General features: G+C 49.5%; 21 protein-coding genes and 1 pseudogene. 20 read left to right on the top strand and 2 right to left on the bottom strand.

All coding sequences use genetic code 11. The annotated features are described in order from the left end of the window. The first annotated feature begins 207 nt into the window (after positions 1-207). The 6 genes from GKD17_RS09400 (at position 208) to GKD17_RS09375 (ending at position 9,008) form a co-directional block, all read left to right on the top strand. The gene (locus GKD17_RS09400) at positions 208-1,431 is read left to right on the top strand and encodes a hypothetical protein (RefSeq protein ID WP_007838619.1); all 1,224 of its coding nucleotides are present in this window, start codon (positions 208-210) and stop codon (positions 1,429-1,431) included. Between the two features lie 5 nt (positions 1,432-1,436). Next, positions 1,437-2,018, top strand: a complete 582-nt coding sequence (locus GKD17_RS09395; protein ID WP_007838618.1) for a condensin complex protein MksE — start codon at positions 1,437-1,439, stop codon at positions 2,016-2,018. Next, positions 2,002-5,655 (top strand): ATP-binding protein, encoded by a 3,654-nt coding sequence (locus GKD17_RS09390; protein WP_007838617.1) that lies wholly within the window; start codon positions 2,002-2,004, stop codon positions 5,653-5,655. Before GKD17_RS09395 ends, GKD17_RS09390 begins: the two co-directional genes overlap by 17 nt. A 200-nt stretch (positions 5,656-5,855) precedes the next feature. Continuing rightward, positions 5,856-6,890: a YeiH family protein gene (locus GKD17_RS09385; RefSeq protein WP_007838616.1), complete on the top strand. Its 1,035-nt coding sequence runs from the start codon at positions 5,856-5,858 to the stop codon at positions 6,888-6,890. A gap of 493 nt (positions 6,891-7,383) precedes the next feature. Further along, positions 7,384-8,616 (top strand): site-specific integrase, encoded by a 1,233-nt coding sequence (locus GKD17_RS09380; protein ID WP_007838615.1) that lies wholly within the window; start codon positions 7,384-7,386, stop codon positions 8,614-8,616. Between the two features lie 23 nt (positions 8,617-8,639). After that, positions 8,640-9,008: a hypothetical protein gene (locus GKD17_RS09375; protein ID WP_032936753.1), complete on the top strand. Its 369-nt coding sequence runs from the start codon at positions 8,640-8,642 to the stop codon at positions 9,006-9,008. Positions 9,009-9,059: 51 nt separating this feature from the next. On the opposite strand, the gene GKD17_RS09370 is transcribed toward GKD17_RS09375, so the two are convergent. Together GKD17_RS09370 and GKD17_RS09365 are read right to left on the bottom strand one after the other, a co-directional pair. Continuing rightward, complete coding sequence (locus GKD17_RS09370) at positions 9,060-9,359, bottom strand: helix-turn-helix domain-containing protein (protein ID WP_007838613.1); 300 nt, start codon at positions 9,357-9,359, stop codon at positions 9,060-9,062. 36 nt (positions 9,360-9,395) lie between these two features. Further along, positions 9,396-9,689: a helix-turn-helix domain-containing protein gene (locus GKD17_RS09365; RefSeq protein WP_007838612.1), complete on the bottom strand. Its 294-nt coding sequence runs from the start codon at positions 9,687-9,689 to the stop codon at positions 9,396-9,398. Between the two features lie 547 nt (positions 9,690-10,236). On the opposite strand from GKD17_RS09365, the pseudogene GKD17_RS09360 reads away from it, so the two are divergent. The 14 genes and pseudogenes from GKD17_RS09360 to GKD17_RS09295 form a co-directional block, all read left to right on the top strand. After that, positions 10,237-10,611: pseudogene (locus tag GKD17_RS09360) on the top strand (hypothetical protein); the annotation flags it as partial. A gap of 274 nt (positions 10,612-10,885) precedes the next feature. Further along, positions 10,886-11,725 (top strand): helix-turn-helix domain-containing protein, encoded by an 840-nt coding sequence (locus GKD17_RS09355; RefSeq protein ID WP_007838610.1) that lies wholly within the window; start codon positions 10,886-10,888, stop codon positions 11,723-11,725. Positions 11,726-11,844: 119 nt separating this feature from the next. After that, positions 11,845-12,591 (top strand): AlkZ-related protein, encoded by a 747-nt coding sequence (locus GKD17_RS09350; RefSeq protein WP_007838609.1) that lies wholly within the window; start codon positions 11,845-11,847, stop codon positions 12,589-12,591. A 21-nt stretch (positions 12,592-12,612) separates the two neighbouring features. After that, a complete protein-coding gene (locus GKD17_RS09345; RefSeq protein ID WP_007838607.1) occupies positions 12,613-13,176 on the top strand; it encodes a sugar O-acetyltransferase in 564 nt (187 codons plus the stop codon). A 22-nt stretch (positions 13,177-13,198) separates the two neighbouring features. Beyond that, positions 13,199-13,651, top strand: coding sequence for a C-GCAxxG-C-C family protein (locus GKD17_RS09340; RefSeq protein WP_007838602.1), 453 nt, complete (start codon positions 13,199-13,201; stop codon positions 13,649-13,651). A gap of 28 nt (positions 13,652-13,679) precedes the next feature. After that, positions 13,680-14,531, top strand: coding sequence for a rhodanese-like domain-containing protein (locus tag GKD17_RS09335; RefSeq protein ID WP_007838601.1), 852 nt, complete (start codon positions 13,680-13,682; stop codon positions 14,529-14,531). An 85-nt stretch (positions 14,532-14,616) separates the two neighbouring features. Continuing rightward, positions 14,617-15,207 carry a C-GCAxxG-C-C family protein gene (locus tag GKD17_RS09330; protein WP_007838600.1) on the top strand — a complete coding sequence of 197 codons (591 nt, stop codon included), beginning with the start codon at positions 14,617-14,619 and terminating at the stop codon, positions 15,205-15,207. Continuing rightward, entirely contained in the window at positions 15,204-15,773 is a 570-nt protein-coding gene (locus GKD17_RS09325; RefSeq protein ID WP_007838599.1) for a sugar O-acetyltransferase, read from the top strand. Before GKD17_RS09330 ends, GKD17_RS09325 begins: the two co-directional genes overlap by 4 nt. 11 nt (positions 15,774-15,784) lie before the next feature. Continuing rightward, positions 15,785-18,046 (top strand): TonB-dependent receptor, encoded by a 2,262-nt coding sequence (locus tag GKD17_RS09320; protein ID WP_007838598.1) that lies wholly within the window; start codon positions 15,785-15,787, stop codon positions 18,044-18,046. A gap of 33 nt (positions 18,047-18,079) precedes the next feature. Beyond that, complete coding sequence (locus GKD17_RS09315) at positions 18,080-18,943, top strand: aldo/keto reductase (RefSeq protein ID WP_007838597.1); 864 nt, start codon at positions 18,080-18,082, stop codon at positions 18,941-18,943. Between the two features lie 38 nt (positions 18,944-18,981). Continuing rightward, positions 18,982-20,145: an iron-containing alcohol dehydrogenase gene (locus tag GKD17_RS09310; protein WP_007838596.1), complete on the top strand. Its 1,164-nt coding sequence runs from the start codon at positions 18,982-18,984 to the stop codon at positions 20,143-20,145. Between the two features lie 32 nt (positions 20,146-20,177). Beyond that, positions 20,178-21,311 (top strand): NAD(P)-dependent alcohol dehydrogenase, encoded by a 1,134-nt coding sequence (locus GKD17_RS09305; protein ID WP_007838595.1) that lies wholly within the window; start codon positions 20,178-20,180, stop codon positions 21,309-21,311. A gap of 73 nt (positions 21,312-21,384) precedes the next feature. Beyond that, complete coding sequence (locus GKD17_RS09300; protein WP_032936572.1) at positions 21,385-22,230, top strand: alpha/beta hydrolase; 846 nt, start codon at positions 21,385-21,387, stop codon at positions 22,228-22,230. A 10-nt stretch (positions 22,231-22,240) separates the two neighbouring features. Continuing rightward, the gene (locus GKD17_RS09295) at positions 22,241-24,148 is read left to right on the top strand and encodes a TonB-dependent receptor (protein WP_032936570.1); all 1,908 of its coding nucleotides are present in this window, start codon (positions 22,241-22,243) and stop codon (positions 24,146-24,148) included. Positions 24,149-24,158 lie beyond the last annotated feature (10 nt).

Raw genomic sequence — 24,158 nt, 5'->3', positions numbered from 1 at the left:
ATTCTAACTACGTTATTCGTGTCAACCGCATCTGAAAAATATAGCATCATACAAGCGACAGAAACTCCATACAACGACCTCCTTCTTACTAATTTACGCCTCAGCATTTTCCACCTTTTACTTCACTATTTATATGCTTTTTAGCATAAAACGCTAGGTTTTTCCAACCTTTTGGAGTAACTTCGCCGGACTTTTTTGAAAAAAACAATGTATATATTCCGGTCAATTCACGAAATTATAAATACGATTTTTGTAGCTAAAGGGCTGTTGGTAGAGATGTTTGAGAAGAGAAAAGTACACAGTTTTCGATACTCGGATGCACTCACCCTATTGAAAGAAGACGAAAACCGTTTAAAAATACTCATCGAAAAGGAAATCATACACCAAAACGGAAACTTTGTGGAACTGGATACCCGATTCCTTGATTTCTTCGAACTGCTGCTGGAAGCAAACGAGGAAATCAACACTGCTACCGTAGAGGAAAACATAGAGTATCTGCACGAACTGATGGACTACTACCTGAAGGAAAAGATCCAGTCGCGCAAGGAAAGTTATGTACGCAATATCAAGATTACCTTTCAGAAACTGGCACGTGTAACGATACGGAACATTATCAATCTTCAACACAATATTGATAATGCTTTCAAACACGAACCTACGTACCAGATAAAAATAGCCAAACTGCAAAATCTGGACAAAAAGCGAATCAACATCCAGCGGTTGATAGACTCTACCGAACATCTGATTCTGCACGAAGAACGAGATTTCTTCCGCCAGGCCACTGATGAGGAGCTGACTCGCATTTTGCTCGAACTGCGACAGGAACTGCAACTATCAGCCCACAGTCTGATTCGTGCCCAACAGGATATCATCAATTATCTGAACCAGATAAAGAACCAGGTGATACTGGTAGAAAAGATACGAAAAGTAAAATATCTGCAAGACCAGTTCGAGCTGCGTGCCCGAAGCAACCTGTCCGAAATCATGGAACGGGAGCGTTCCCTCCTGCTGGAAGGCAGTCCGCAAGCATCGTTCAAACTGTCGCCTGCCTATCTGGCCAGTGACGAAGCACGTCCCATCATTCTGAAAGTTATCAGCAATCAGAAGTACCGTGAAATTGTGCGGAAAAATGAAGCCGGGGCTTTCAGTGAAGAAGACTTGAGAGCACAGGCCATGTATGAAGAAGTGATTAATCTGGACGAAGTAGTGACCGCCTTTGTGCAGTCGGGAGCAGAAGCCCGTTGGAAAGGAGAACCGGTCAACGACCTTTTCTCTTTTCTGTTGCAGTATCACTTCCATCGCGAAGTGGACGAAAAGGAACGCACCACGTTCTTCTGTCAGATTGTCTCACTTTACGAAAACCAACTGGAAATCCGGAACGAGTTCGGACTCCACAATCAATATGAATACGCTAAAATATATCCACTCTGAGAATTATGGATTTAAATATACAAATACCCGATAATACCGCGTCCATCTTTGAATACCTGCAGAAAGGACTGTTCATCAGTTCCAACAGCACCAGTGAAGAAGTACGCGATATGTATAATGAAATAGATGAGAATTACGAGCCCCTCTATCAGTATTTTTCACAGATAAACTATACGCTGGAACGTGGAAACGAATATTTCTTCTTCTCGCGTATAGAACCTAAAGCCACACTGGAACAAAAAATCATGCGTGCCTATTACTGGATAGATGTGCTCGACTTTTTCAAAACTTACGATGAAACTTTCGGTCCCGGATTCCGCTTCCAGCCCGAACAGATATTGGTGGAAACCAACATTAACATGCTGCTCCAGAACAAACTGGACGGTATGCGGAAACACTTCTCGGACAAGGACATCCGCAAGGAAGTACTGGAAAACATGATACGCCAGCTCACCAAAGACTCGTTTCTGGAACAAGAAAACGAGAAAACGAATACGTATAAGGTGATGAGTGCCTGGCATTATCTGGAAAGACTGATTGAAAGTATCAACATTTACGACGAAACCGAAGATGAGAAACCTGAGTAGAATAATCTTTATCAATAGTGCGAATATCCCTTATTCGGACGATATTTATCTGGACGGAAACGTTCACTTCATCGGCACGCAGGGAGTAGGGAAAAGTACCATTCTGCGTGCTATCCTTTTCTTTTATAATGCCGACACGCAACGGCTGGGCATTTCGGTGGAAAAACAGAATTACACGGATTACTATTTCCCCTACTCCAACTCGTACATTGTCTACGAAGTGGCAACAGAGAACGGTGCGTTCTGTATTCTGAATTTCAAATCGATGAACCGTGTATGTTACCGCTTCATCCACTCTCCTTACCGCAAAGAATTCTTTATAGACGAGAACCGGGTGGCCTATAGCGAGAGCGACCGCGTGCGTGCCGTGCTGGACCAATATGGCATAGAATATTCACGCATCATCTATACCTACGACGAGTATCGGAACATTCTGTATGGAAACAGTACAAGTCCTGAGTTCAGCCGGTACTCGCTGATGGAGAGCAAGCAATACCAGAATATTCCGCGCACTATACAGAACGTGTTGCTGAATTCGAAACTGGATGCTGAATTTATCAAGAGAACAATCATTTCTTCTCTGAACGAAGATGAAACGGCCATCGACCTGAACAGTTACAAGGAGCATCTGAAAAACTTTGAGACTCGTCTGAAGGACATCGAAGAATTTCAGAAACGGGAAACCCGGAAACAAGCTAGGGAAATCACGCTATTATCCCAACAAACCTCCCAACTGCAAGGCGGACTGGTGCAGAACTGCCGCGAACTGGTCACCGCTTTCCGCAAAGCCGAAAGTATCCTTCCCCAATGGAAAGAGAAACAAGACCGCGCAGATGCCGGCAAGGGAAAACTGATGCGCCGGAAACAGGAGCTTCAAGATGAATCGCGCAAGCGCAGCGACAAGTTACAGGAAGCCCTGGCAGTGCTGAACAACGAATTGCAAAAGGCATTAGGCAAAGAAAAGGACTATCAGAAAAAGAACATAGAAGAGATTATAGAACGTTCTTCCAAGAAAGAAGAATGGAAGAACCGGCAGGTGGGATTGCTGGAAGAACAACGCATCCTCACCTCACAATATATGGAAATCTCCACCAAGTATAAATCACTGATTCAGACTCTGGACGAGCAATGGAACAAGATTCATGAAGCAAAAATCAAGCAACTGGACACGTTAAACAATACGTACAACGAGCGTCTGGAAGAGGCTCGCAAGGAATACCAGCGCTTCACCGATTCCCTTTATCAGGAATTTGAAACCCTGTCACAACAGCTCCATCCGCTGAAAGCCGAGAAACTGAGTGAACTGAATGCCATGGATTATCAGATAAAACTATGCAGAAAGGAAATTTTCTTTGAGGAAGAGCAGCAGGAATTGAAAGCGCGCATCCAGAACTATGCCAACTTTCACACGGAACGAAAAAACCGTATCGCCCAAGCGCAGCTCACCATCAAGGAACTGACCATGACTTGGGAAGAGGAACAGCAGAAACAGTTGAAAGAAAAAGACTTGACCTTGCAGAAACTGCAACAGGAAATGCTGCAACTGCGTCCTCGTATAGACGAATTACAAGCTTTTCTGAACAACAGCAAAGACACCTTGCAAGGCTGGCTGAAAGAAAACAAAAAAGGATGGGAAGAGAACATCGGCAAACTGTGTGATGAAAGTATTTTATGGCAACGGGGACTTTTCCCGCAAAGTACCATTGAAGGGGGGAACTCATTCTATGGCATTTCCATAAATTTAGACAGCATCCATCGTCCCATCAAGTCTATAGACGACTACATAGCCGAGAAAGAAAACGGTGAAAAGCGTCTGGAAGAAATCACTGCCGCCATGCAACGCCTGCAAACTGAAAAGGAAGAAGTGCAGGAGCAGCTGAAACGCAAATACCAACCGCAGATAAAGGAGCAAAAAAATCTCATCAGCCAAATAGAGTATGAACTGGAACAATTGGAACGCCAATACCAGCAGGATATGCTCGACTTGGAAGAATGGAAAAAGAAAGCCAATGAGGAACGGAACGCCAAAATAAACCAATTGGAAAACGAGAAGCGCAAACGGGCTGCCGAACTGGAAGGAATAAACAACAAACTAAAAAACCTGAACAAGGAGAAAACAGAGAAACTGGATAGCCTGAAACAGGAATGGAACAAGCAACAACAGGCTCTTGCCACCGAAAAAAAGACACAGGCGGAAATTATCGGAAAGGAAGAAAAAGAAGAACAACGAAGAATCTCCTCCATCAAAGCTGAATATGAAGCAGATATGCAAAAAGAGCTTCACTCGCAGGGGGCGGATACCGAACGTTTGCAAGATATTGCCAACCAACTGGCTCAACTGGATAAAGAACTTTCTTTCATTAAGGAAAATGCGACACTGGTCATCGAATATCAGAAAGATAAACGGGACTTGATAGACCGTATCCCCGGATGGCAACGGGAACACGACGAACAGAAACGTCTGCTCCAGCAGGAACGGGAAACGCTGAGAGCGGAAACATCTTCCCTGCAAGAAAAAATAGACCTTCTGAACAAAGAACTGGAAGAAGCGGAAGAAAATGTAAGGGAATTGCAAAAGAACTTGGAAGCCTACAGTAAGATTTCGGCATACGACTGGTACAAACCGCATCAGGATATATTCCATTCTGAAACCGCACAGACCATACAAACCACCAAGACTTGTATGGAGCTGATTGACGAACTAACCCGCCAAGCCAACCAATTCACACAGGTACAAAGCAAGCTCCGCAAGGAAGTGAACCTTTTCACCGGACATTTTGATGAGGACAACACTTTCAAGTTCCGCGTAAAGTTCAACGAGGACTGGGAATATGTACGCTTTGCCGACGAGCTGCACGACTTTGTGGAAGAGAACCGCATAGACGAGTACATCCGTCGCATTAACAATGAACATTGGGATACCTTCAAACGTATCAGTATGGATACCTCCATGCTGACTTCATCAGAAGATGATATTCAAGATGTGATCCGTGAAATCAATAAAGGTTTCGCTACCTGCAACTTTGTAGGAGTTATCCAGCGCATTGAAATGAAAGTGGAAGAGAGCAGCAACCGCGTAGTGAATATTCTACGTGAGATACAGAAATATTACCATGATTACGGCTATGACCTCTCACCGGAAACCAACCTGTTTTCCTCTGCCAAGAAGCAATTGGTAAAAGAAGAAGCGATCACTTTGCTGCGTACCTTTATCAAGGAAATACATGCCTACCGCTACGACAGCATCCGCCTGTATGATTCCTTCGAATTGCGTTTCCGCATTGTGGAGAACGGCAATGATACCGGATTTATCGAGAAGATAGCCAATGTGGGGTCGGAAGGAACCGACATTCTGGTAAAAGCGATGATAAACATCATGTTGCTGAATGTGTTCAAGGAAGGGGCGTCACGCAAATTCAAAGATTTCAAATTGCACTGTATGATGGATGAAATAGGCAAACTGCATCCCAACAACATCAGCGGCATCCTGAAATTTGCCAATGACCGGAACATTATCCTTATCAACGGTTCGCCTACCGAACTGAACCGTGATGCGTATAAGCACGTTTACCTGCTTACCAAAGGAACACAGAACAAGACCCGCATTGCACGATTAATCTCAGATAAACAGCTATAAAAGCCAGTAACAACGATCTGTATATATCTATATTATAATGCACAATCTCTCAAAAAAAAATTGTGCATTATTCTTTTTCCGTGAACATTCTTCTTCTTTGATAATTAAAGGTTATAGGCTATAAGAATTTTAATTCGGTGTATCCCAATCTAAAGTTGTTATTTTGTACGACACTTTTAAACACCATAAAAAAATAAATTATGATAAGCGAAAAAAGAAGCAGTATGCTCCATGGGGTACTCTTGATCACCCTGTTCTCATGTGCGGCCTTTTATATAGGCGAAATGAACTTTGTAAAAGAGTTATCATTCAGTCCCATGATTGTCGGTATTATTTTAGGTATGTTATATGCTAACAGCCTCCGGAATAATTTGCCTGAGACATGGGTCCCCGGTATCCAGTTTTGTTCTAAACGAATCTTGCGTATCGGAATCATTCTTTACGGTTTCAGATTAACTTTTCAAGATGTGCTTGCAGTGGGCTTGCCCGCTATTTTTATTGACACAATTATAGTAACAACAACTATTCTAGGGGGTATCCTGATAGGACGAATGTTGAAAATGGACCGGGGCATCGCACTGCTCACTTCCATCGGCAGTGGTATTTGCGGTGCGGCAGCTATACTAGGCGCTGAATCGACCATTCAAACCAAACCCTATAAAACAGCCGTGGCTGTTTCCACTGTTGTTATTTTTGGAACTATATCCATGTTCATTTATCCTATATTATATCATAATGGCACATTCGTACTTTCTGCCAATGAAATGGGTATATTCACCGGAGCGACCTTGCATGAGGTAGCGCACACAGTAGGTGCCGGCAACGCAATGGGCAAAGAAATTTCCGATGTCGCCATTATCGTAAAAATGATTCGTGTAATGATGCTGGTTCCCGTTCTGCTCATTACCAGCTTCATGGTATCCCAACCGGCAATTAAAGCCGGAGAACAAAATGGAAGTATGAAAAAAGTCTCCATTCCTTGGTTTGCTATCGGTTTTCTGGCTGTCATCGGTTTCAATTCTTTCGATTTGCTGCCGCAAAGCCTGACTGCCTTTATCAACAATGTAGATACTTTCCTGCTGACAATGGCCATGACTGCCTTGGGTGCGGAAACCAGTATCGACAAATTCCGGAAGGCCGGAGCAAAGCCCTTTGTCCTTGCCTCGATTCTCTATATATGGCTGATAGCCGGCGGATACTTTCTGGTGAAATATATGGCGCCTATATTTATGTAAAAACAATCTGTAATAACCTATAAGCAGAAAATAATAAATCATTTCATTTCAGGTATATTTTACATGTACCTGCTACGGTTGGGGTGGGGAACTTGTGAAAGTCTTCCACCTTTTTGGAGCAAAGATAAGGATAAAAAATGATAGTTAGAGCGGATTGGAGCAAGAAGGTTGTAAACAAGGGCTTTAGAGAGGAATGGATTGCGCTGTCGCAGCCAAACCGAAGTCATCGGAAAGCCAACTGAAATCGGAGTTGCGTTACTATCCCGTTACTCTGTTCCGAATGGCAACGATGGTTTTGAGAGGGTTTCAAAGCACTGAAATACAAGCTCTATTCGCCTTGTTTCGCTTGCAAATATAGCCGGATTTCCGAAATTCGGGCAGAGGGAGGCGAAAAAAGTTCTATTTCGGGTGCGATTGCGTTGATATGCTGCGATTTGCGTGTCGAAGAACAGCTCTGCAAGAAATAATTTTGTAACCAAAAAATTGTAGAGTAATGAGATCGACATTCAAAGTTTTGTTTTATCTGAAACGCAATGCCCCGAAAAAGAACGGGCTTATTCCGGTCATGTGCCGTATTACCGTAAACGGCAAAATCGCTCAATTCAGTTGCAAATTGGACGTGGAGGAGAAATCGTGGAACGTAAAGTCAGGCCGTGTTTCCGGTCGCAGCATCGTGGCGCAGGAGGCCAACCGGATGTTGGATAAGATTCGTGTGGGTATCGATCGTGCCTATCAGCAGATCAGCGACCGCGACAACTACGTTACCGCCGAGAAAGTCCGCAATGCCTATTTAGGTTTGGGTATGAACCACGAGACGCTGCTCGCCATATTCCGCCAGCACAACGAAGATTACGAGAAGCAGGTCGGCAAACTCAAAAGCCTGCGCAGCTATTGGAAATACTGCGTCGTGTACAAACATCTCTCGGAGTTCGTCGAAAAGCGGTACAAGGTCAGCGACATTGCGCTCAAAGAGCTTACTCCGGCATTCATCACGGACTTCGAGTTGTTCCTGCGAGTGGAAAAGAACCACTGCAACAACACGGTCTGGTCGTATATGATGCCGTTTCGGAAGATTATCTATATGGCCGTCAATAACGGCTTGTTGCAACGCGATCCGTTTTTCGCGTACAGCATCACCAAAGAGGAGACCAAACGGGGCTTTCTGACCCAAGACGAAATTACACTCCTAATCAATGGTACATTCAAGAAGAAAAGCTATGAATTGATTCGTGATTTGTTCATCTTCTGCATCTTTACGGGATTGAGTTGGACGGATATGGCGAACCTTACCGAAACGAACCTGCAAACTTCGTTCGACGGACATTTGTGGTTGAATACCAAGCGTCAGAAAACGGGTGTCGAAACGAATATCCGACTGTTGGACGTCGCCAAGCATATCATCGAGAAGTACCGCGATATGGCGCCCGACGGAAAACTCCTGCCCGTTCCATGCTACAATAATTGTAAAAACAGCATTAAGGCCATAGCGAAGAGATGCGGCATCGAGAAAAACGTCACGTGGCACATGAGCCGCCATACCTATGCCACGACAGTCTGCCTGTCGAACGACGTACCTATCGAAACGCTCTCGAAGATGTTGGGCCACCGTAGCATCCGCACGACGCAAATCTATGCGAAGATTACGGCGGAGAAAATGAGCCGCGATATGGAGAAACTCGCGCAGCGCATCGAGCAGATGGAGAGCTTTATTTGTCAAGCGATTTAATGAACTTAAAAAAACAGAATACGATGAAAAGAGAAATAATCACGATAGACGAGTACGGCAGATTGGATATACCGACCGATATCGCCGCTATATGGATGACGGAAGCGGAAATAGTCGAATTGTTCGGCACGACCGCCGGAGCGGTACATACGGGTATCAAAGCCATCTTCAAAGAAAACGCCCTGTACGACTACGATGTCTGCAAATGTATTCGTCTGGACAGCGGCAACAGCGCGGACGTGTATAATATGGAGGTCGTCGTAGCCCTTGCGTTCCGGCTGAATACCTACCCTGCGTCTGTTTTCAGAAAGTGGTTGGTAAGGACAGCTACTACACCCCGACGCACGACACCTCCGATTGTCATTCGATATAAGGACGGGCTTCCGAATTGAACCGGACAAACAAGGAAACGGGCAGGCTGCGACACCTGCCCGTTTTCGTTTTCAGAGAATTGCCTTGCAGTAGTTTTCCGCGAGCATCTTCTCGATGTCGGATTCCCGATAGAGGACTTTGCCGCCGAACACGATATAGGGTATCTTGCGGTCGGTACGATACTCCTGCAAGGTGCGGCGGCTGACTTTCAGCAGGGCGATCACCTCCTTGTCGGTCATATACCGTTCTCCTCCGAGCGGCGGATGAAAACCATCCGTGAGCGTATCTACCTCTTTCGCGCATCTCTTCAAAGCGTGCAACGCCGACGCTATGCGTCCATCCTCCGACGTGATTACGTTACTGTCATTCATCTTTTCTGTGGATTTAGTGGTTGGTAAAAATAAATATTAGCCGGAGCCATCCCTGAACTGCCCGGCTATGGGCATGAGCCTCTCTATCTCTTGCGGCTTGTAATAGAATTTCCGGTTGATTTGCGTACAGCCGATTGTGCGATTATCCCGCAGGGATTGCAGCGTGCGGGGGCTTATGCGCAGCAGGCGGCATACCTCCTCCCCGTCGAGCCACTTTTGCATTTGCTTGTCATTGCAACGGCGACATAACGCACCGACTTTCCCCGTCAGCGTCTCCACACCGGAAAGGAGCGCTTCAAAGGTCTTCTTTTCGATAATTACTACTTCCATATACCATGTTTTGAGTTCGGGGCAAATGTAGCCAAACCTGCGCTTGCTGCCTCCGTTTTCGCTTTCGTGGCAGCTTGTGGCGTCCGTTTGGCACAATTTGGCGTCGTGCTGGTCGCATACTGAAACTGTTCTTACCGACAATAGCAGGTATGTTGCCCGTTTTTATTTTCAGTTGCTGCGAATAACTTTACCCGTAAATCTTTGTATATAGATTGGCCTATATTCGGACACCCTTAAATCCATACGACGATACGACAGTAAATCCGTAAATCTGTACGACACCGCTTCTCTATGGAATTGTTTCCTTAATGTATTGTAGATTTCACTCCGTAAGAAAGCACACAAGTAAATCCGTAGAATTTCAACATACGGAAACGAGAAATTCCGATTCATACCGCACGGAGTGCTTTATGTTCATCGGAACATAGCAAGGTGTGTATCGAGTTACTCGATACCTTTTGAGTTACTCTCAAAAGCCTTGCCTTGACGGGGAGCAATCGCCCCTCCGAAGTCGGGCGATTAGAGCGAAAGAACGATAGTGTCAAGAGATACCAAAGCGGCGTCGATGAACTTCCTGAACGCGCAGGAACGCATACCCAAGCTCGTGGAGCAGTACAAGGCGCAGAACGTAACCTACGAACGGGACATTCCGATTTTACAGGAAACGGTCGGCGGCGTATGGAAGAAGGAGGATGAGTTGAAGGCACTGAAAGCGGAGGTCGCGGCGTTGGAGAGAAAGATACAGCTCACGCTCGCACCGCCCGCACCCGAAGCCGGGCAGGAACAGACCGACGGCGTGCAGCAGGAGGTAGTCAGACGCGGTACGGATACCGATTCGGACGATTTTATCCGCAGCCATGTCCTCGTCGTGAGGCCGGATATGCAGCGGGAAACTTCGCACCATCAGGGAATGAAAATGTAGAAAAATACTTCCTGCCCCTTATTTATCCAGCCGGAGCATTCGATATGTTCCGGCTGTTTCTGTTCCCGAACAACGGTTCGGGACGGGATAATCGTTAAAAGATGAAATATTCCATCTCCATTATTTTAATGGTTCGACTAATTCATGAGAATATTTAGATGTTTAAGAAAAGTAAAAACGTCTTTTGAAGAAAGTTTTTGAGGATAAAAAGTGCTATCTTTGCGTAACAGGATGATTGACAATTTTTGAATAACAGATTTATAATAGTTGCCTTATGGACGCAGGTATAATCGTTTACGACTACATGGACACCTTTTTCTGCTGCATGGTGGAAAAGGACAAATGGTGCGAGGAGATGGTTTCGGAGCACATGTTGGTATATCTCTGTTCCGGAGAACTGGAACTGATAGCTCCCGAAAAGAAATATCATCTGAAAAAGGGAGACGCTTTTTTTGTCAAGCGTAATCATCTGGTACGGAAGGTCAAACAGCCTTCCAAAGACGGGGAACCTTTCAAGGGGCTGTTCCTGCAACTCAAAATGCCGTTTCTGAAACGGATGCTGGGTGAACACCGGATAACCGTACCGTTGGTAAGTAATCCCGCCACGGCAAGATCCACTTACGTCATGTTGGATAAGCACCCTTTCCTGAACGGGCTTTTCACCTCGTTGGAACAGTATTTCGATGCCCGCCAATATCCATCGAAAGAGTTGATGGAAGCCAAATTGCAGGAGGCGGTTTTCACCCTGTTACAGCTCAAACCGGATTTGGGGCAGGTCCTGTTCGATTTTACAGAGCCGTGGAAAATCAATCTGGAGGAGTTCATGAACAAGAACTATAAATGCGACCTGACCGTAGAAGAGTTCGCGCATTATACAGGGCGTAGCCTCTCGACGTTCAAAAAGGATTTCGCACAGGTTTTCCACCTCACCCCGAGCCGCTGGATAGTGAAGCGGCGTTTGGAAGAGGCCAGGAACTTGATGGACAAGTTGGGACGCAAGCCTGCCGACGTCTATCTGGAAGTAGGGTTCAAGAACCTGTCGCACTTCTCCACCGCCTTCAAGAAAGAATACGGTTTCCCACCATCAGCCATCCCGACAACTGTCTTGTCGTAAAAAGACTTTTCAACAAAGTATAAGTGACGTTTGGGAAAAACAGCCGCATTGGCATTCCCGCTAATTTTGCATCATCGGATCGTAACAAGATTCGGTGATGTTTTTTTATGGTGTCAAGCATGATGAAAATCGAGAAGAAAATGATACAATCTACCATACATAATGCAGACGAACTGGAACAGCTGGTCGTGCGATGTGGATTCCTGCCTTTCTTCAGAAACTCCATATCCGGATTCTCCATAGAGGAATGTACGCCTCCCGGACTTTGGTTCGAGGACGGTGTGGATGGCCCGTGGGAGTGGAAAGGACCTGTTATCCGGAATTGGACTTGCACTTACGGAAAATTTTTCTGCGGTAAAGCCGGGTTTGTCAGTATGGAATGGTTTCCCGACTTTGCGAATTACCGCCGCTCGAAGTTCAGTTTCGATTGCACTCCTCTTGACAAGAACGGCAGGAACAGGGAGAAAACGGTCTATGACACGGTAGTCGGGCACGAATCGTTGCTGTCAAAAGAGATAAAGTCCTTATGTGGATTCCGTAAACCGAAGACTATTTGTACGAATCCTATGGAGCGACTGTTCACAAAAACGAAAGGCAGCATACCGGAAGAAAGTTTTGAAACGGTTTTGACCCGGTTACAGATGGCTACGCTCATTGTCGTAGCGGATTTCGAGTATCAGCTTGACAGGCACGGGCAACCATACGGATGGGGCATTGCTCGCTACACCACCCCCGAAGCCTTGTTCGGTGACGGGATTGCCTTGCCTGACCGTACACCGGAAGAATCCAAGGCACGTATTCTCTGTCACTTACGTCAGATTCTCCCATCGGCAACGGAAGAACGGTTACTAAAATTTATCGGATAACTCTAAAACACAATATACGATATGTCACATGACTGTTTTATTTCAGCACCTTACATCTTTAATGAGAAAATGATGGAAAGGTTCCGGCGAGCGGGAGATTTGACGATGCAGTATAATCAGACCAGCGAAGGGCAACAGGAAATCCGTCAGAGTATTCTTGCACAGCTTCTTGGAAAACAAGGGAAAGACGTGCTGATTATCCCCGCCTTCCGTTGCCAGTATGGATCGAATATCATACTTGAAGATAGTGTAATCGTCAATTTCAATTGTACGTTTATGGACAACACGACTATCCATGTCGGACACCATACCCTGGTAGGCCCCAATTGCAGCCTCTATACGGTTAATCATGCAATTGATGCGGACGAGCGTGAGAAAGGGTTATGCGTAGATAAGCCTATTCATATAGGCAGCCGGGTATGGCTGGGTGGAAATGTAGTGATAATGCCGGGCATCAACATTGGTAACGATTCTGTCATCGGTGCCGGAAGTGTCGTCACAAAGGACATTCCAAATGGAGTGATTGCAGCCGGTAACCCTTGCCGTGTCCTCCGTCCCATAGATGTAAAAGACCGATTGTTATAACAAACAAGAATATTGCGAGTGTATGGATGTCTCCAAAGATATAATCGGCTGTATCTCAAAGGTACAAGTAAAAATCAACGGTTTGCGTCAGGAACGGTTTTCTTGTTCGCAGGCTACTTTCATCGGAATATGCCGGACCGTCGGCTGTAATCAGACGGACGAAGAACTGATGGCATTGTCCGCCGGTTTTCGTGGCGGTATGGGATGTTCCTATAACGAGGGTTCATGCGGGGCATTCGCTGCGGGTATCATGGCTTTGGGGATGTTTCTGCCGAAGGACAACGCGAAGGCTGTCGCATTGTCGAAAGAGCTGTTCAACCATTTCAAGAAACGGTACGGAACGGTCATTTGCGGCAACATTGTTTATAGAAACGGTTTTGTCGAATGCACGGACTGCTGCCTTTGCGTCGGAAAAAAGGTCGTCGAACTTTTATACCGAGAAAAAGTCCCGACTCTGAAATCGCTTACAAAATAATAATAGTTCAACATCAAATAGTATCAACATGAAAGAAGAAAGGAATTTTTTACAAAATGCAAGGCGGATCGTTTCTGCCGTGTATCTGCTGTGTTCCCTGTCTATCGGCGGGGTGACGGCCGGTTGTTCCGAAGAAAACGCTTCGGAAATGCCGGATAATGACAACAACGTTTCCGTAAACGATCTGGGTGCCATGAGTCCGGAAAAGGCACTGGAGTACATGAAAAAGACGGAAAACCTGGTAATCGTTGACGTGGCTACCCGTTCGTGGTACGCGAAAGAACATTTCGAGGGTGCCATCAACATCCCCATCGAGAATATCTCCCCGGATGAAGCGGAAAAACTCTATCTCGATATTCCGGCAGGGCGTCCTGTCATACTGCATTGCCGTTTGGGAATGGTCGTTCCCGGTGCTTACCGCACGCTCAAAAAACTGCGTCCGGACATTCCGGAAATCTCCTATATCGACGGGACTCCGTTGTTCGGCGAATACAATGAATGGAAACAGGAACAAGATAGAGACAACAGCGTCGTAGCGGGCGAGAAGTTTCTGGGCGGACTTACCCCATCGGAAGCATTGGAGTATATGAAAAGCACTCCTAACCTGTATATCATCGATGTCCGCGAACCGGAATGGTACGAGGGTTACACCCAGTTTGTCGGTAACGTGCATATACCGCGCTCCAAGCTGCCGGCACGTTACAAGGAAATCCCCGCCGACCGTCCGGTCATACTCAACTGCGGGGCAGGTGTGCAGTCTCCACGCGCTTACGAGTTCCTGAAAGAGGCAAACGCGGACGTGCTGCAACTTTCCTACATCGACGGGGTTCCGTTGTTCAGTGCCTATAACGGATGGGTAGGACAACAGCAGAGAAAATGACGTTTTAGAAAAGCCGGAAAAGACGTTTGGAAAAACCATTGCAAGCTCAAATGCCTGTAAATTTGCAATATAATACAAAAAGAGAATGAAAAAGAAGTTAATAATCCCTGCCGCCGGACTGCTTGCGGCGGCTCTTTATCCGATGACTGCCCATGGTTCCGAAACCAAGGACGGGACAGCGGAGAAAACAACCGTAACGAATATGGAAAGCGAACTGACAAGAAAGGCAAATGAAATCATCACGAAGCTGCGCGAGGAAGGCTACTCCTGCTCGCAGGCCACGTTCCTCGGCCTGTGCCGTGCACTGGGCAGCGAACTGACGGACAAACAACTGAAAGCCCTCTCCGCCGGATTCCGGGGAGGCATCGGGAAAACGTATGAGGACGGTACCTGCGGCGCACTCACGGCTGGTGTCATGGCACTCGGCATGTACACGCCGGACGACAACGACAAGGGCATCGCCCTGGCCGGTGAGTTGTTCAAGCACTTCAAGGATACTTACGGAACGGTGAAATGCGGCGACATCGTGGGGCAGTTCCAGTTCACCCGGTGTACGGGATGCTGCCTCTGCATCGCCCGGAAAGCGGTGGAACTCCTGCAACGTGAGCAGGTGGAGCTTCCGCAACCGGAGACTGTGACATGGAATGAAGCCGTGCAATCAAAAACACAAGAATGATGAAAGAGATAGAGAAACTCCGTAGTGGGGAATATTACCGCATGGACGATGCGGAAATCGCGGAGATACAGACCCGTGCCATCGTTCTTTGCCAGCAGTTCAATTCCCTGCCGGTGACAGCCGGAGAGGAAAGGGACAAGCTGCTGCGCCGACTCTTCAGTTCTGCCGGACAGAACCTCAGTGTCAAGCCCGGTTTCCTGTGCGACCTGGGCGTGAACATCCAGGTGGGCGACGGTTTCCTGACCAACTACAACGTGACCATCCTCGACATGGCGCCCGTCCGCATCGGCAACAACGTGTGGCTCGGTCCGAATGTGGGTCTGTATGCCGTGGCGCATCCGATGGAAGCGGCAGGCAGGGAACGGCGGCTGGGCATCGCCAAGCCGATAACCATAGGCGACAACGTCTGGATAGGTGGGAACTCGGTCGTGCTGATGGGCGTGACTATCGGGCGTAACGCAGTCATCGGCGCGGGTTCGGTCGTTACGCGCGATATACCGGACAATGCGGTGGCTGCCGGAAATCCGGCAAAGGTCATCCGATACGTAGATAATGATAATGTATAACAGGACACCTCATGAAGAACGTCTGTAAGATAGGTCTCATCGGGCCGTTGGTGCTGTTCGGCTGCTTCCGCCCCCTCGGGGTGAAGGGGCAACCGGTTTCCGTACAAGATACGCTCAACCTCCGGAATACCGCTTCCAAAGAAGTCGGGAACAGGAATGTCATGCTGAACGCTTCGGATGCGACCAAGCCGAGGGAAGTCAATATCGGTCTTCCCGGAACTACCGGAGGAACGGAGATAATGGAAGACGGACTGCCGGTCTCCTATTATTTCTGGCCTTACATGTCGTACATGAACTGGCGGGGCGGGGTTTCCTATAAGAAAAGCGCACTGATGTCCTTGAGTGAATCGGCTCTGCTCAGCGGGAATGTCGGCTATACACTGAACAGCGAGACCCGTTTGGGGGCAGACAGGACGGAAGCGCACCTGGACTACACGCTGAACCACTTCGGCTCCCAGAAGTTTGATGTGGGCATAGCGGGGAAAATAGCGGAAGGCTGGTACTACAGCATCGGTTCTTTCCAGAATTTCGACCCGGGCAGCAACCGTCTGGAATTCGCCAGATACCAGGACCGTACCCAAATCTATAAGGCCGCGCTGACGCACCGGTGGAACGAAGGCAGAGGAGAAGTATCGCTGCTGCTGAAACATGCCGACAACATCTATATCCGGGATTCCAAAGGCCCTTTCATCTACGTGGGCGACGGCAGTGTCAGGCTCATGGAAGGGTTTGACCTAGGGAAAGACTCCTATATGCCGTCCGACGGACTGATTACTTATCAGGATGTCGTGACGGGAGAAATCCGGACGGGAAACCTCCATGATATGAACCACTCCCATGGCAATGAGATAGGGCTGGCGGGCAAATACCAGTCCGATGATGGAGGACTGCTGAAATACAGTCTGCGCTACAAGCGTGCCAGGTCCAACTGGACGAGCAACGGACTGGCCGGATTATCCTACGTCGATAATGAGACCGGATATGCCACCCCGGACGGGAGTCCATACGAAGGAAACGTGCAAAGCCGCTACAGCCTTTATTACCGGGGAGCGGTGAGCGACATACTGGGAACGCTGGAGTATAACCGCAGCCTGGCCGGACACGACCTGCGCATCGGCCTCAACCAATGGCACAACCGGGTGGAGATGAAGACCATGACCAGCAACTGGGCGCATACGGTCGAGGCAAATCCGCAGCACCTGTCATACAACGGCCTTTCATTCTGGGGCTTCAACACCGGAGCGGAATACTACGACGGGCGCGAGAACAAACTCTCCCTGTATGCCTCCGACGACTGGCAGATACGGAAGGACCTGTCACTCTCATACGGCATCCGACTGGAATATTACCACATAGACGGACATTCTCCCATGAACCCGACAACGGACGACCGTTACAACGACCGTTCGGAAGGATTCAACCTGGCCAAGGAAGGAGTGAAGCTGACGGCTTTCAACTACAACTGGTTCAACCCCATTGCCACAGCCGGCCTCCATTATGCCCTGTCCGGAAGTTTCGGCCTGACGGCGGATTATCTTTTCAACAGGCAGCATCCCCGTCTGGAGGACTTTGCCGGACAGGACTACGCCAACCTCGCTCCCGTGGATGTACAGTTGGGACGGTTCGGGGTCTATTACCGCAACGGTTGGGTGAATCTGGTCTCCACCCTGTCCTACATCCGCAAGACGAACTATAAATCACGCTCCCAGTTCACGGCCAACATCGATGGAGTGGACGAGACACGTACCGCCTCCATCAATTACGACATCGCAACGACAGGGTGGACCACCGATGTGGTGCTTACCCCTTTCAAGGGTTTCCAGCTGCATTACCTGCTCACCTGGCAGAAGCCCCGGTACAGGAACTTTGACACGACACTCACCTTCAGCGACGGGACTCCCCACGATTTCAGTTTCAGCGGCCGCAAAGTGACCGGTGTTTCCGAGCTGCTGATGGAAATCGACCCTTCTTACAGCATAGACAGGTGGCGTTTCTGGCTCAGCTTCCGCTATTTCAGCAAGCAATACATCAACAAGCCGAACACCCTGTACTTCAATCCGCGCTGGGAAACATTCGGAGGCATCGACTACCGCCTGAACAGTCACATTTCGCTGTCGGCGAACGTTGTCAATTTCCTCAACCAGAAAGGGGCAAGCGGTTCCATCGCGGCAGCCGACCTTGTGACAGAGCCGTCCATGTACCGGGACTACCTGATGTCGGGTTCTTTCATCCGTCCCTTTACGACGGAACTGTCAGTGAAGATGAACTTCTGAACAGGAAATACGGATAAATAATAAGCATAAAATATGGATAATAGAGTAACAACCATGAACAAGGATTTTGAATTGACAAACGGTGTGCGGATACCGTCCGTAGGTTTCGGCACCTGGCAGACTCCGGACGGTGAGACGGCCATAGAAGCCGTGCAATGCGCCATCCGAGCAGGCTACCGCCACATAGACACAGCCGCAGTATACGGAAACGAGCAGGGCGTGGGCGAAGGAATCGCCCGCAGCGGCATCGCCCGTGAGGAGATTTTTGTCACGAGCAAGGTGTGGAACACGGAAAGAGGGTACGACACCACGCTACGTGCATTCCACCGCACGCTGGCCGACCTCTGTCTGGACTATCTCGACCTCTACCTGATACATTGGCCAGCCACGGAACACCGGTTCGCCGACTGGCGGCAAATCAATGCGGACACCTGGCGTGCCATGGAAACGCTTTATAACGAAGGGAAGATACGGGCCATCGGGGTCAGCAACTTTCTTCCGCACCATCTGGAGGCGTTGCTCGACCGTGCCACCGTCAAGCCGATGGTGAACCAGATAGAGTTCCATCCCGGCTTCATGCAACGGGAGTGTACGGACTTCTGCCGTGCGAACGGAATTTTGGTAGAAGCCTGGTCGCCGCTCGGCACGGGACGTATGCTGACTAACGAGACCCTGAAAGGCATAGCAGCCCGATACGGAAAGTCGGTCGCCCGACTCTGCATCCGCTGGGCGTTGCAGCACGGCGTACTTCCGCTTCCCAAATCGGTCACTCCGGAACGCATCCGCGAAAACCTCGACGTCTTCGGTTTCGAGATTTCGGACACGGACATGCAGACCATCGACCGCATGGCGTATTGCGGAGGTTCGGGACTTGACCCCGATGAGATAGATTTCTAAACAAATAAGGTAATAACAACGATTAAAAATCAGAAACCATGTACAATTTTCAATTTTTCATGCCCACAAAAGTCCTCTTCGGCGCAGGGCAACTGAAGAACCTCCATCTGGAACAGATGCCCGGCAGGAAGGCCCTTATCGTAACGTCCAACGGACAAAGTACGAAAAAATACGGCTATCTGGCCGCTGTAGAACGGGAACTCGACCTGGCTCATGTCGAACACGTCCTTTTCGACGGCATTCGCCCGAATCCGACCCGAGAGAATGTGATGGATGCCGCCCGGAAAGCCCGGGAGAACGGTTGTGACTTTGTAGTAGCGTTGGGTGGCGGTTCGGTAATGGATGCAGGCAAGTGTATCGCCCTGATGATGGTCAATGACGGCGACCTTTGGGATTATGCTTTCTCGGCAAAAGGCGGACATAAAGCGTTCTCGCACCCCAGCGCACCGCTGGTTGCCATAACGACCAGCGCGGGGACGGGTTCGGAGGTGGATATGTTTTCCGTCATCTCGAACGATGAGCTGGAAGAAAAGACGGGAGTGTTCGACGTTTCGATGTTCCCGGCCATTTCCATCGTAGATTCCGACCTGATGATGAGCGTACCGCCCAAGTTCACCGCCTATCAAGGCATGGACGCTTTCTTCCATGCCGCCGAAAGCGTTATCAACAAGAACGAACACCCGATGGGCGAGATGTTCGCCCTGAAAGCCATCGAACTGATTGCGAAGTACCTGCCGATTGCCTATAAAGACGGTTCTGACAAGGAGGCACGGGCACAGATGGCACTTGCCAACTCCCTGGCCGGATTCTACATGCTCTGCACCTCGCAGCACACGATGGAACACGTCATGGGGTCCTACCATAGCGACCTGGCACACGGGGCAGGACTGATTATGATCAGCCACGAGTATTTCGATTTCTTCGCCGAACGCAAGGCGGCCGAGGAACCGATGAAGAAGATGGCCCGGGCAATGGGCGTGGAAAATCCGCAAAGCGGTAAGGATTTCATCGCGGCACTCGATGCGCTGCTTGATTCCATCGACTGCAAGGACTTGAAGATGAGTGATGCCGGAATTACCCGGGAAGAAATCAAAAGCTGGCCGAAACGTATCCATGAGGTGCTTGGCGGCGACATCACAGCCGACCCGCTTTCGCTCAGCGACGAGGATTATCTCGGTATTTATGAACGGTCATTCAAATAGCACGAAGTATTAACGTAAAAACGAAGAACAGAATGAAAAAGACAGCAATCATCCTGTCCGCCCTCCTGATAGGAGCGGTAACAGGAATACAGGCACAGACAGACAAGAGTCCGGTAAAGTCAAAAGGGTTCGTCGCGATGGACAAGCAAGGCATCCTGCAACCCTACGAGTTTGAACGCCGTGCGGTGGGCGATCATGACATCCTGATCGAAATCATGTATTCGGGTATCTGCCACAGTGACATCCATCAGGCACGCTCCGAGTGGGGTGAAAGCATCTACCCGATGGTGCCGGGGCACGAAATCGCCGGACGGGTGGCAGCGGTTGGCAAGGACGTGACCAAATTCAAGGTAGGCGATATGGCCGGTGTGGGCTGTATGGTAAACTCCTGCGGTGAATGCGAACATTGCCGCAATGGAGAAGAGCAATATTGCGACAACGGCAAGACCGTCTATACCTATAACTCCCGCGAATGGGACGGTACACCGACCTTGGGAGGCTATTCCAATAACATCGTCGTGACGGAGGATTTCGCGCTGAAAATCCCCGAAGGAGCAGACATGAAGCGTATCGCCCCGCTACTCTGCGCCGGTGCCACGACTTACTCTCCGTTACGGTTCACAGGCGTAAAAAAGGGAGACAAGATAGCCGTCGCTGGGTTCGGTGGACTGGGACATTTGGCCGTACAGTATGCCGTATCGTTCGGTGCGGAAGTCACGGTGTTCGACATCAGTGATGAGAAACGTGCCGATGCCCTTCGCATGGGTGCCATGCGGTATGTAAATGTGAACAATCCCGCAGAGATGAAAGAACTCGGCAACAGTTTCCGTGTCATCATCAGCACGATACCCACAAACTTCGACGTGGAGCAATACGTGAACATGCTGAAGGTGGACGGCGAGTTGGTACTTATCGGTATGCCCTCGCACGACCAGCTCCCCATGCTGAACGTCGAGGCCCTGCGTATGCGCAAGAAGGTGATGGGCACGCTCATCGCCGGCATTCCCGAAACTCAGGAGATGCTGGACTATTCGGTGGCGCATAATATCTACCCCGAAGTGGAAATGCTGGAAGCGGATGCCGAAGCCATCAACCGGGCCTACCGGAACGTGGTGGACGGGAAAGTGAAGTTCCGCTATGTGATAGACATGGGAACGCTACGCTGAATGGGATTGATTGGTCATATGGAGAAAATGGACATATGACCAATCTCAACGAATACAAAAAAAACAATACGGAATGAAGTGTTTTTTGTCAAGAGCCGTGTACTCTATTCTGCTGTGTTTCGTCGCTTTTGAGCTTCGGGCACAGCAGGTAGATACTATTGGCGTTTTCAGTCCGTCAATGAACAAGACGGTGAAAAATGTCGTCATCCTGCCTGCTGTTTACGACAAGTCGGAATCTTTGCCCGTACTTTACCTGCTGCATGGATACAGCAAAGACTACCGTGCCTGGCTGGACATACAGCCGGAGCTGCCGCAGCTGGCAAACCGATATGAAATGATAATCGTTTGTCCCGACGGTGAAAATTCATGGTATTGGGACAGTCCGGTCAATTCTCAGGTACGCTATGAAACGTACATATCTAAAGAGCTTGTCGGTTATATGGACAGTCATTATAAAACCATTCCCGATAAAAGGGGACGTGCCATCTCAGGCTTCAGCATGGGAGGACATGGAGCTTTTTGGATAGCGATACGCCACCAGGATTTGTTCGGAGCCTGTGGCTCGACGAGCGGTGGTGTAGACATACGGCCTTTCGCAGAACATTGGGAAATGAAAGAGCAACTTGGCGATTATTACACAAACAGTGAACGATGGGATGTCTATACGGTCATGAACCAACTGCATCTGATAAAGCCAGGATTGGCCATCATTTTCGACTGTGGTACAGAAGATTTCTTCCATGAAGCCAACGAACGGCTTCACAGGGAATTGTCGTACCGGTATATTGAACATGATTACATTTCCCGTCCGGGCATTCACGACTATGCCTATTGGAGAAAGTCAATTACCTATCATTTGCAGTTCTTCTCTGACTATTTTGAATGTAATGATACTTATGAAATAGAATTGAACTACTAAGCATATTATAATGAAGAAAATCTTTTCAACCGTTTCTTTACTGGTGGTAACAACAGTAGTGAGTGCCCAAGTGCAGGATGTATCCGACACAACATTCATAAACCGGACCTATTCTATTGACGAGGTGGTGGTGACGGGCGCACGCCACCGGACCGACGTGCGCCACCTCTCACAGACCGTCTCGGTAGTGAACCGCAACAAACTTGAACAGGCCATGCAGCCCTCGTTGCTTCCGGTACTTACCGAGCAGGTGCCGGGCTTGTTCACCACTTCGCGCGGCGTGATGGGCTATGGCGTCTCGAACGGCGCGGCGGGCGGTATTTCGCTGCGCGGACTGAGCGGCGGCAATGCCCGGCTGATGGTGCTGATAGACGGACATCCGCAATATGCCGGCATCTTCGGACACCCCATATCCGATGCCTACCAGACGCTGCTGGCCGACCGCGTGGAGGTGTTGCGCGGTCCGGCGTCCGTACTCTACGGGTCGAACGCTATGGGCGGCGTAGTGAATATCGTTACCCGCAGGATGCACGAGGACGGCGTGCGGACCGACCTGCATACCGGCTACGGCTCCTACAACACGCTGGAGACGGAGCTGACCAACCGTATTCGTAAAGGTCGCTTTTCGAGTGTCGTCAGCGGCTCGTACAACCGCACGGACGGACACCGTGCCGATATGAACTTCGAGCAGTACGGCGGCTATGCCGCGCTGGGTTATGAGCCGACCGACAGCTGGCGCGTGCGGGCCGATGCGAATATAACCCATTTCAACGCATCGTACCCCGGCCCCGTGTCGGCCCCGCTGTTGGACGGCGACCAGCGCATCACACGGGGGATGACCTCGCTGGCTGTGGAGAATGACTACGAAAAAACCTCCGGTGCGTTGAGCTTCTTCTACAACTGGGGCGACCATTGGATCAATGACGGCTACACGCCCTCCGCCGGAGAGGGGCCGCAGGACGACCGCTTCAATTCGTTCGACGATATGATGGGCCTTTCGCTCTACCAGAGCACGCGCTTTTTCAAAGGCAACCGGATTACCTTCGGCTTCGACTGGTTCCGCTACGGGGGACATGCGTGGAGCGAGTACGTGAACGGCGACCGCGCCGGCACGAGCAGCGACATGGTGGATAAGCATGAGAACGAAGTGGCGGGCTACATGGATTTCCGCCAGGATTTCGGACGGTGGCTCACGCTGAATGCCGGGCTGCGCATCGACCATCATTCGCGCGTAGGCACGGAGTGGGTGCCGCAGGCGGGGTTGGCGTTTCACCTGCCGCACGCCATCGAGCTGAAAGCCTCGGCATCGAAAGGCTTCCGCTATCCGATTCTCCGCGAGATGTACATGTTCCCGCCGCAGAACCCCGACCTGCAACCTGAATCGATGTGGAACTACGAGCTGGCTTTCTCGCAGCAGCTGCTTGACGGCCGTCTGCGATACGGCATCAACCTCTTCTACATCGACGGCAAGAACCTCATCCAGGCCCTGCCCAACCCCGGCGGCAGCGGCATGCTGAACCAGAATTCAGGCAAGATAGACAATACGGGCGTGGAGGTGCAGGCGGCCTACCGCATCAGCCCCGACTGGTCGGCGGATGCCAACTACAGCTTCCTGCACATGGAGAACCCGGTCATCGCCGCCCCCGAACACAAGCTCTATGCCGGGGCGAACTTCTCAAAAGGCCGCTGGAGGGTTTCAAGCGGGTTGCAGTATATTGCCGGATTGTACACCGCTGTCGGCGAAACGGAGATCACGGAGAATTTCGTGTTGTGGAACCTGCGGGCCTCGTTCCGGGCGGCGAAGTGGCTCGACATCTGGGCGCGGGGCGAGAACCTGCTGGCGCAGAAATACGAAATCAATGCCGGATACCCGATGCCGAGGGCGACGGTAATGGCCGGAGTGAACCTGAATTTCTAACATCAATACT

The sequence above is a fragment of the Phocaeicola dorei genome (assembly GCF_013009555.1).
Classification (GTDB): Bacteria; Bacteroidota; Bacteroidia; order Bacteroidales; family Bacteroidaceae; genus Phocaeicola; species Phocaeicola dorei.
This window is presented reverse-complemented; position numbering and strand designations above follow the sequence as displayed.

Excerpts from the sequence above, each read along its gene's own strand:
- GKD17_RS09345 (WP_007838607.1), top strand. The coding sequence starts at position 12,613 with ATGTCACATGACTGTTTTATTTCAGCACCTTACATCTTTAATGAGAAA.
- GKD17_RS09305 (WP_007838595.1), top strand. The coding sequence starts at position 20,178 with ATGAAAAAGACAGCAATCATCCTGTCCGCCCTCCTGATAGGAGCGGTA.
- GKD17_RS09355 (WP_007838610.1), top strand. The coding sequence starts at position 10,886 with ATGGACGCAGGTATAATCGTTTACGACTACATGGACACCTTTTTCTGC.
- GKD17_RS09335 (WP_007838601.1), top strand. The coding sequence starts at position 13,680 with ATGAAAGAAGAAAGGAATTTTTTACAAAATGCAAGGCGGATCGTTTCT.
- GKD17_RS09380 (WP_007838615.1), top strand. The coding sequence starts at position 7,384 with ATGAGATCGACATTCAAAGTTTTGTTTTATCTGAAACGCAATGCCCCG.
- GKD17_RS09400 (WP_007838619.1), top strand. The coding sequence starts at position 208 with ATGTATATATTCCGGTCAATTCACGAAATTATAAATACGATTTTTGTA.
- GKD17_RS09365 (WP_007838612.1), bottom strand. The coding sequence starts at position 9,689 with ATGGAAGTAGTAATTATCGAAAAGAAGACCTTTGAAGCGCTCCTTTCC.
- GKD17_RS09295 (WP_032936570.1), top strand. The coding sequence starts at position 22,241 with ATGAAGAAAATCTTTTCAACCGTTTCTTTACTGGTGGTAACAACAGTA.
- GKD17_RS09395 (WP_007838618.1), top strand. The coding sequence starts at position 1,437 with ATGGATTTAAATATACAAATACCCGATAATACCGCGTCCATCTTTGAA.
- GKD17_RS09320 (WP_007838598.1), top strand. The coding sequence starts at position 15,785 with ATGAAGAACGTCTGTAAGATAGGTCTCATCGGGCCGTTGGTGCTGTTC.
- GKD17_RS09350 (WP_007838609.1), top strand. The coding sequence starts at position 11,845 with ATGATGAAAATCGAGAAGAAAATGATACAATCTACCATACATAATGCA.
- GKD17_RS09330 (WP_007838600.1), top strand. The coding sequence starts at position 14,617 with ATGAAAAAGAAGTTAATAATCCCTGCCGCCGGACTGCTTGCGGCGGCT.
- GKD17_RS09385 (WP_007838616.1), top strand. The coding sequence starts at position 5,856 with ATGATAAGCGAAAAAAGAAGCAGTATGCTCCATGGGGTACTCTTGATC.
- GKD17_RS09375 (WP_032936753.1), top strand. The coding sequence starts at position 8,640 with ATGAAAAGAGAAATAATCACGATAGACGAGTACGGCAGATTGGATATA.
- GKD17_RS09340 (WP_007838602.1), top strand. The coding sequence starts at position 13,199 with ATGGATGTCTCCAAAGATATAATCGGCTGTATCTCAAAGGTACAAGTA.
- GKD17_RS09390 (WP_007838617.1), top strand. The coding sequence starts at position 2,002 with ATGAGAAACCTGAGTAGAATAATCTTTATCAATAGTGCGAATATCCCT.
- GKD17_RS09300 (WP_032936572.1), top strand. The coding sequence starts at position 21,385 with ATGAAGTGTTTTTTGTCAAGAGCCGTGTACTCTATTCTGCTGTGTTTC.
- GKD17_RS09325 (WP_007838599.1), top strand. The coding sequence starts at position 15,204 with ATGATGAAAGAGATAGAGAAACTCCGTAGTGGGGAATATTACCGCATG.
- GKD17_RS09310 (WP_007838596.1), top strand. The coding sequence starts at position 18,982 with ATGTACAATTTTCAATTTTTCATGCCCACAAAAGTCCTCTTCGGCGCA.
- GKD17_RS09370 (WP_007838613.1), bottom strand. The coding sequence starts at position 9,359 with ATGAATGACAGTAACGTAATCACGTCGGAGGATGGACGCATAGCGTCG.
- GKD17_RS09315 (WP_007838597.1), top strand. The coding sequence starts at position 18,080 with ATGGATAATAGAGTAACAACCATGAACAAGGATTTTGAATTGACAAAC.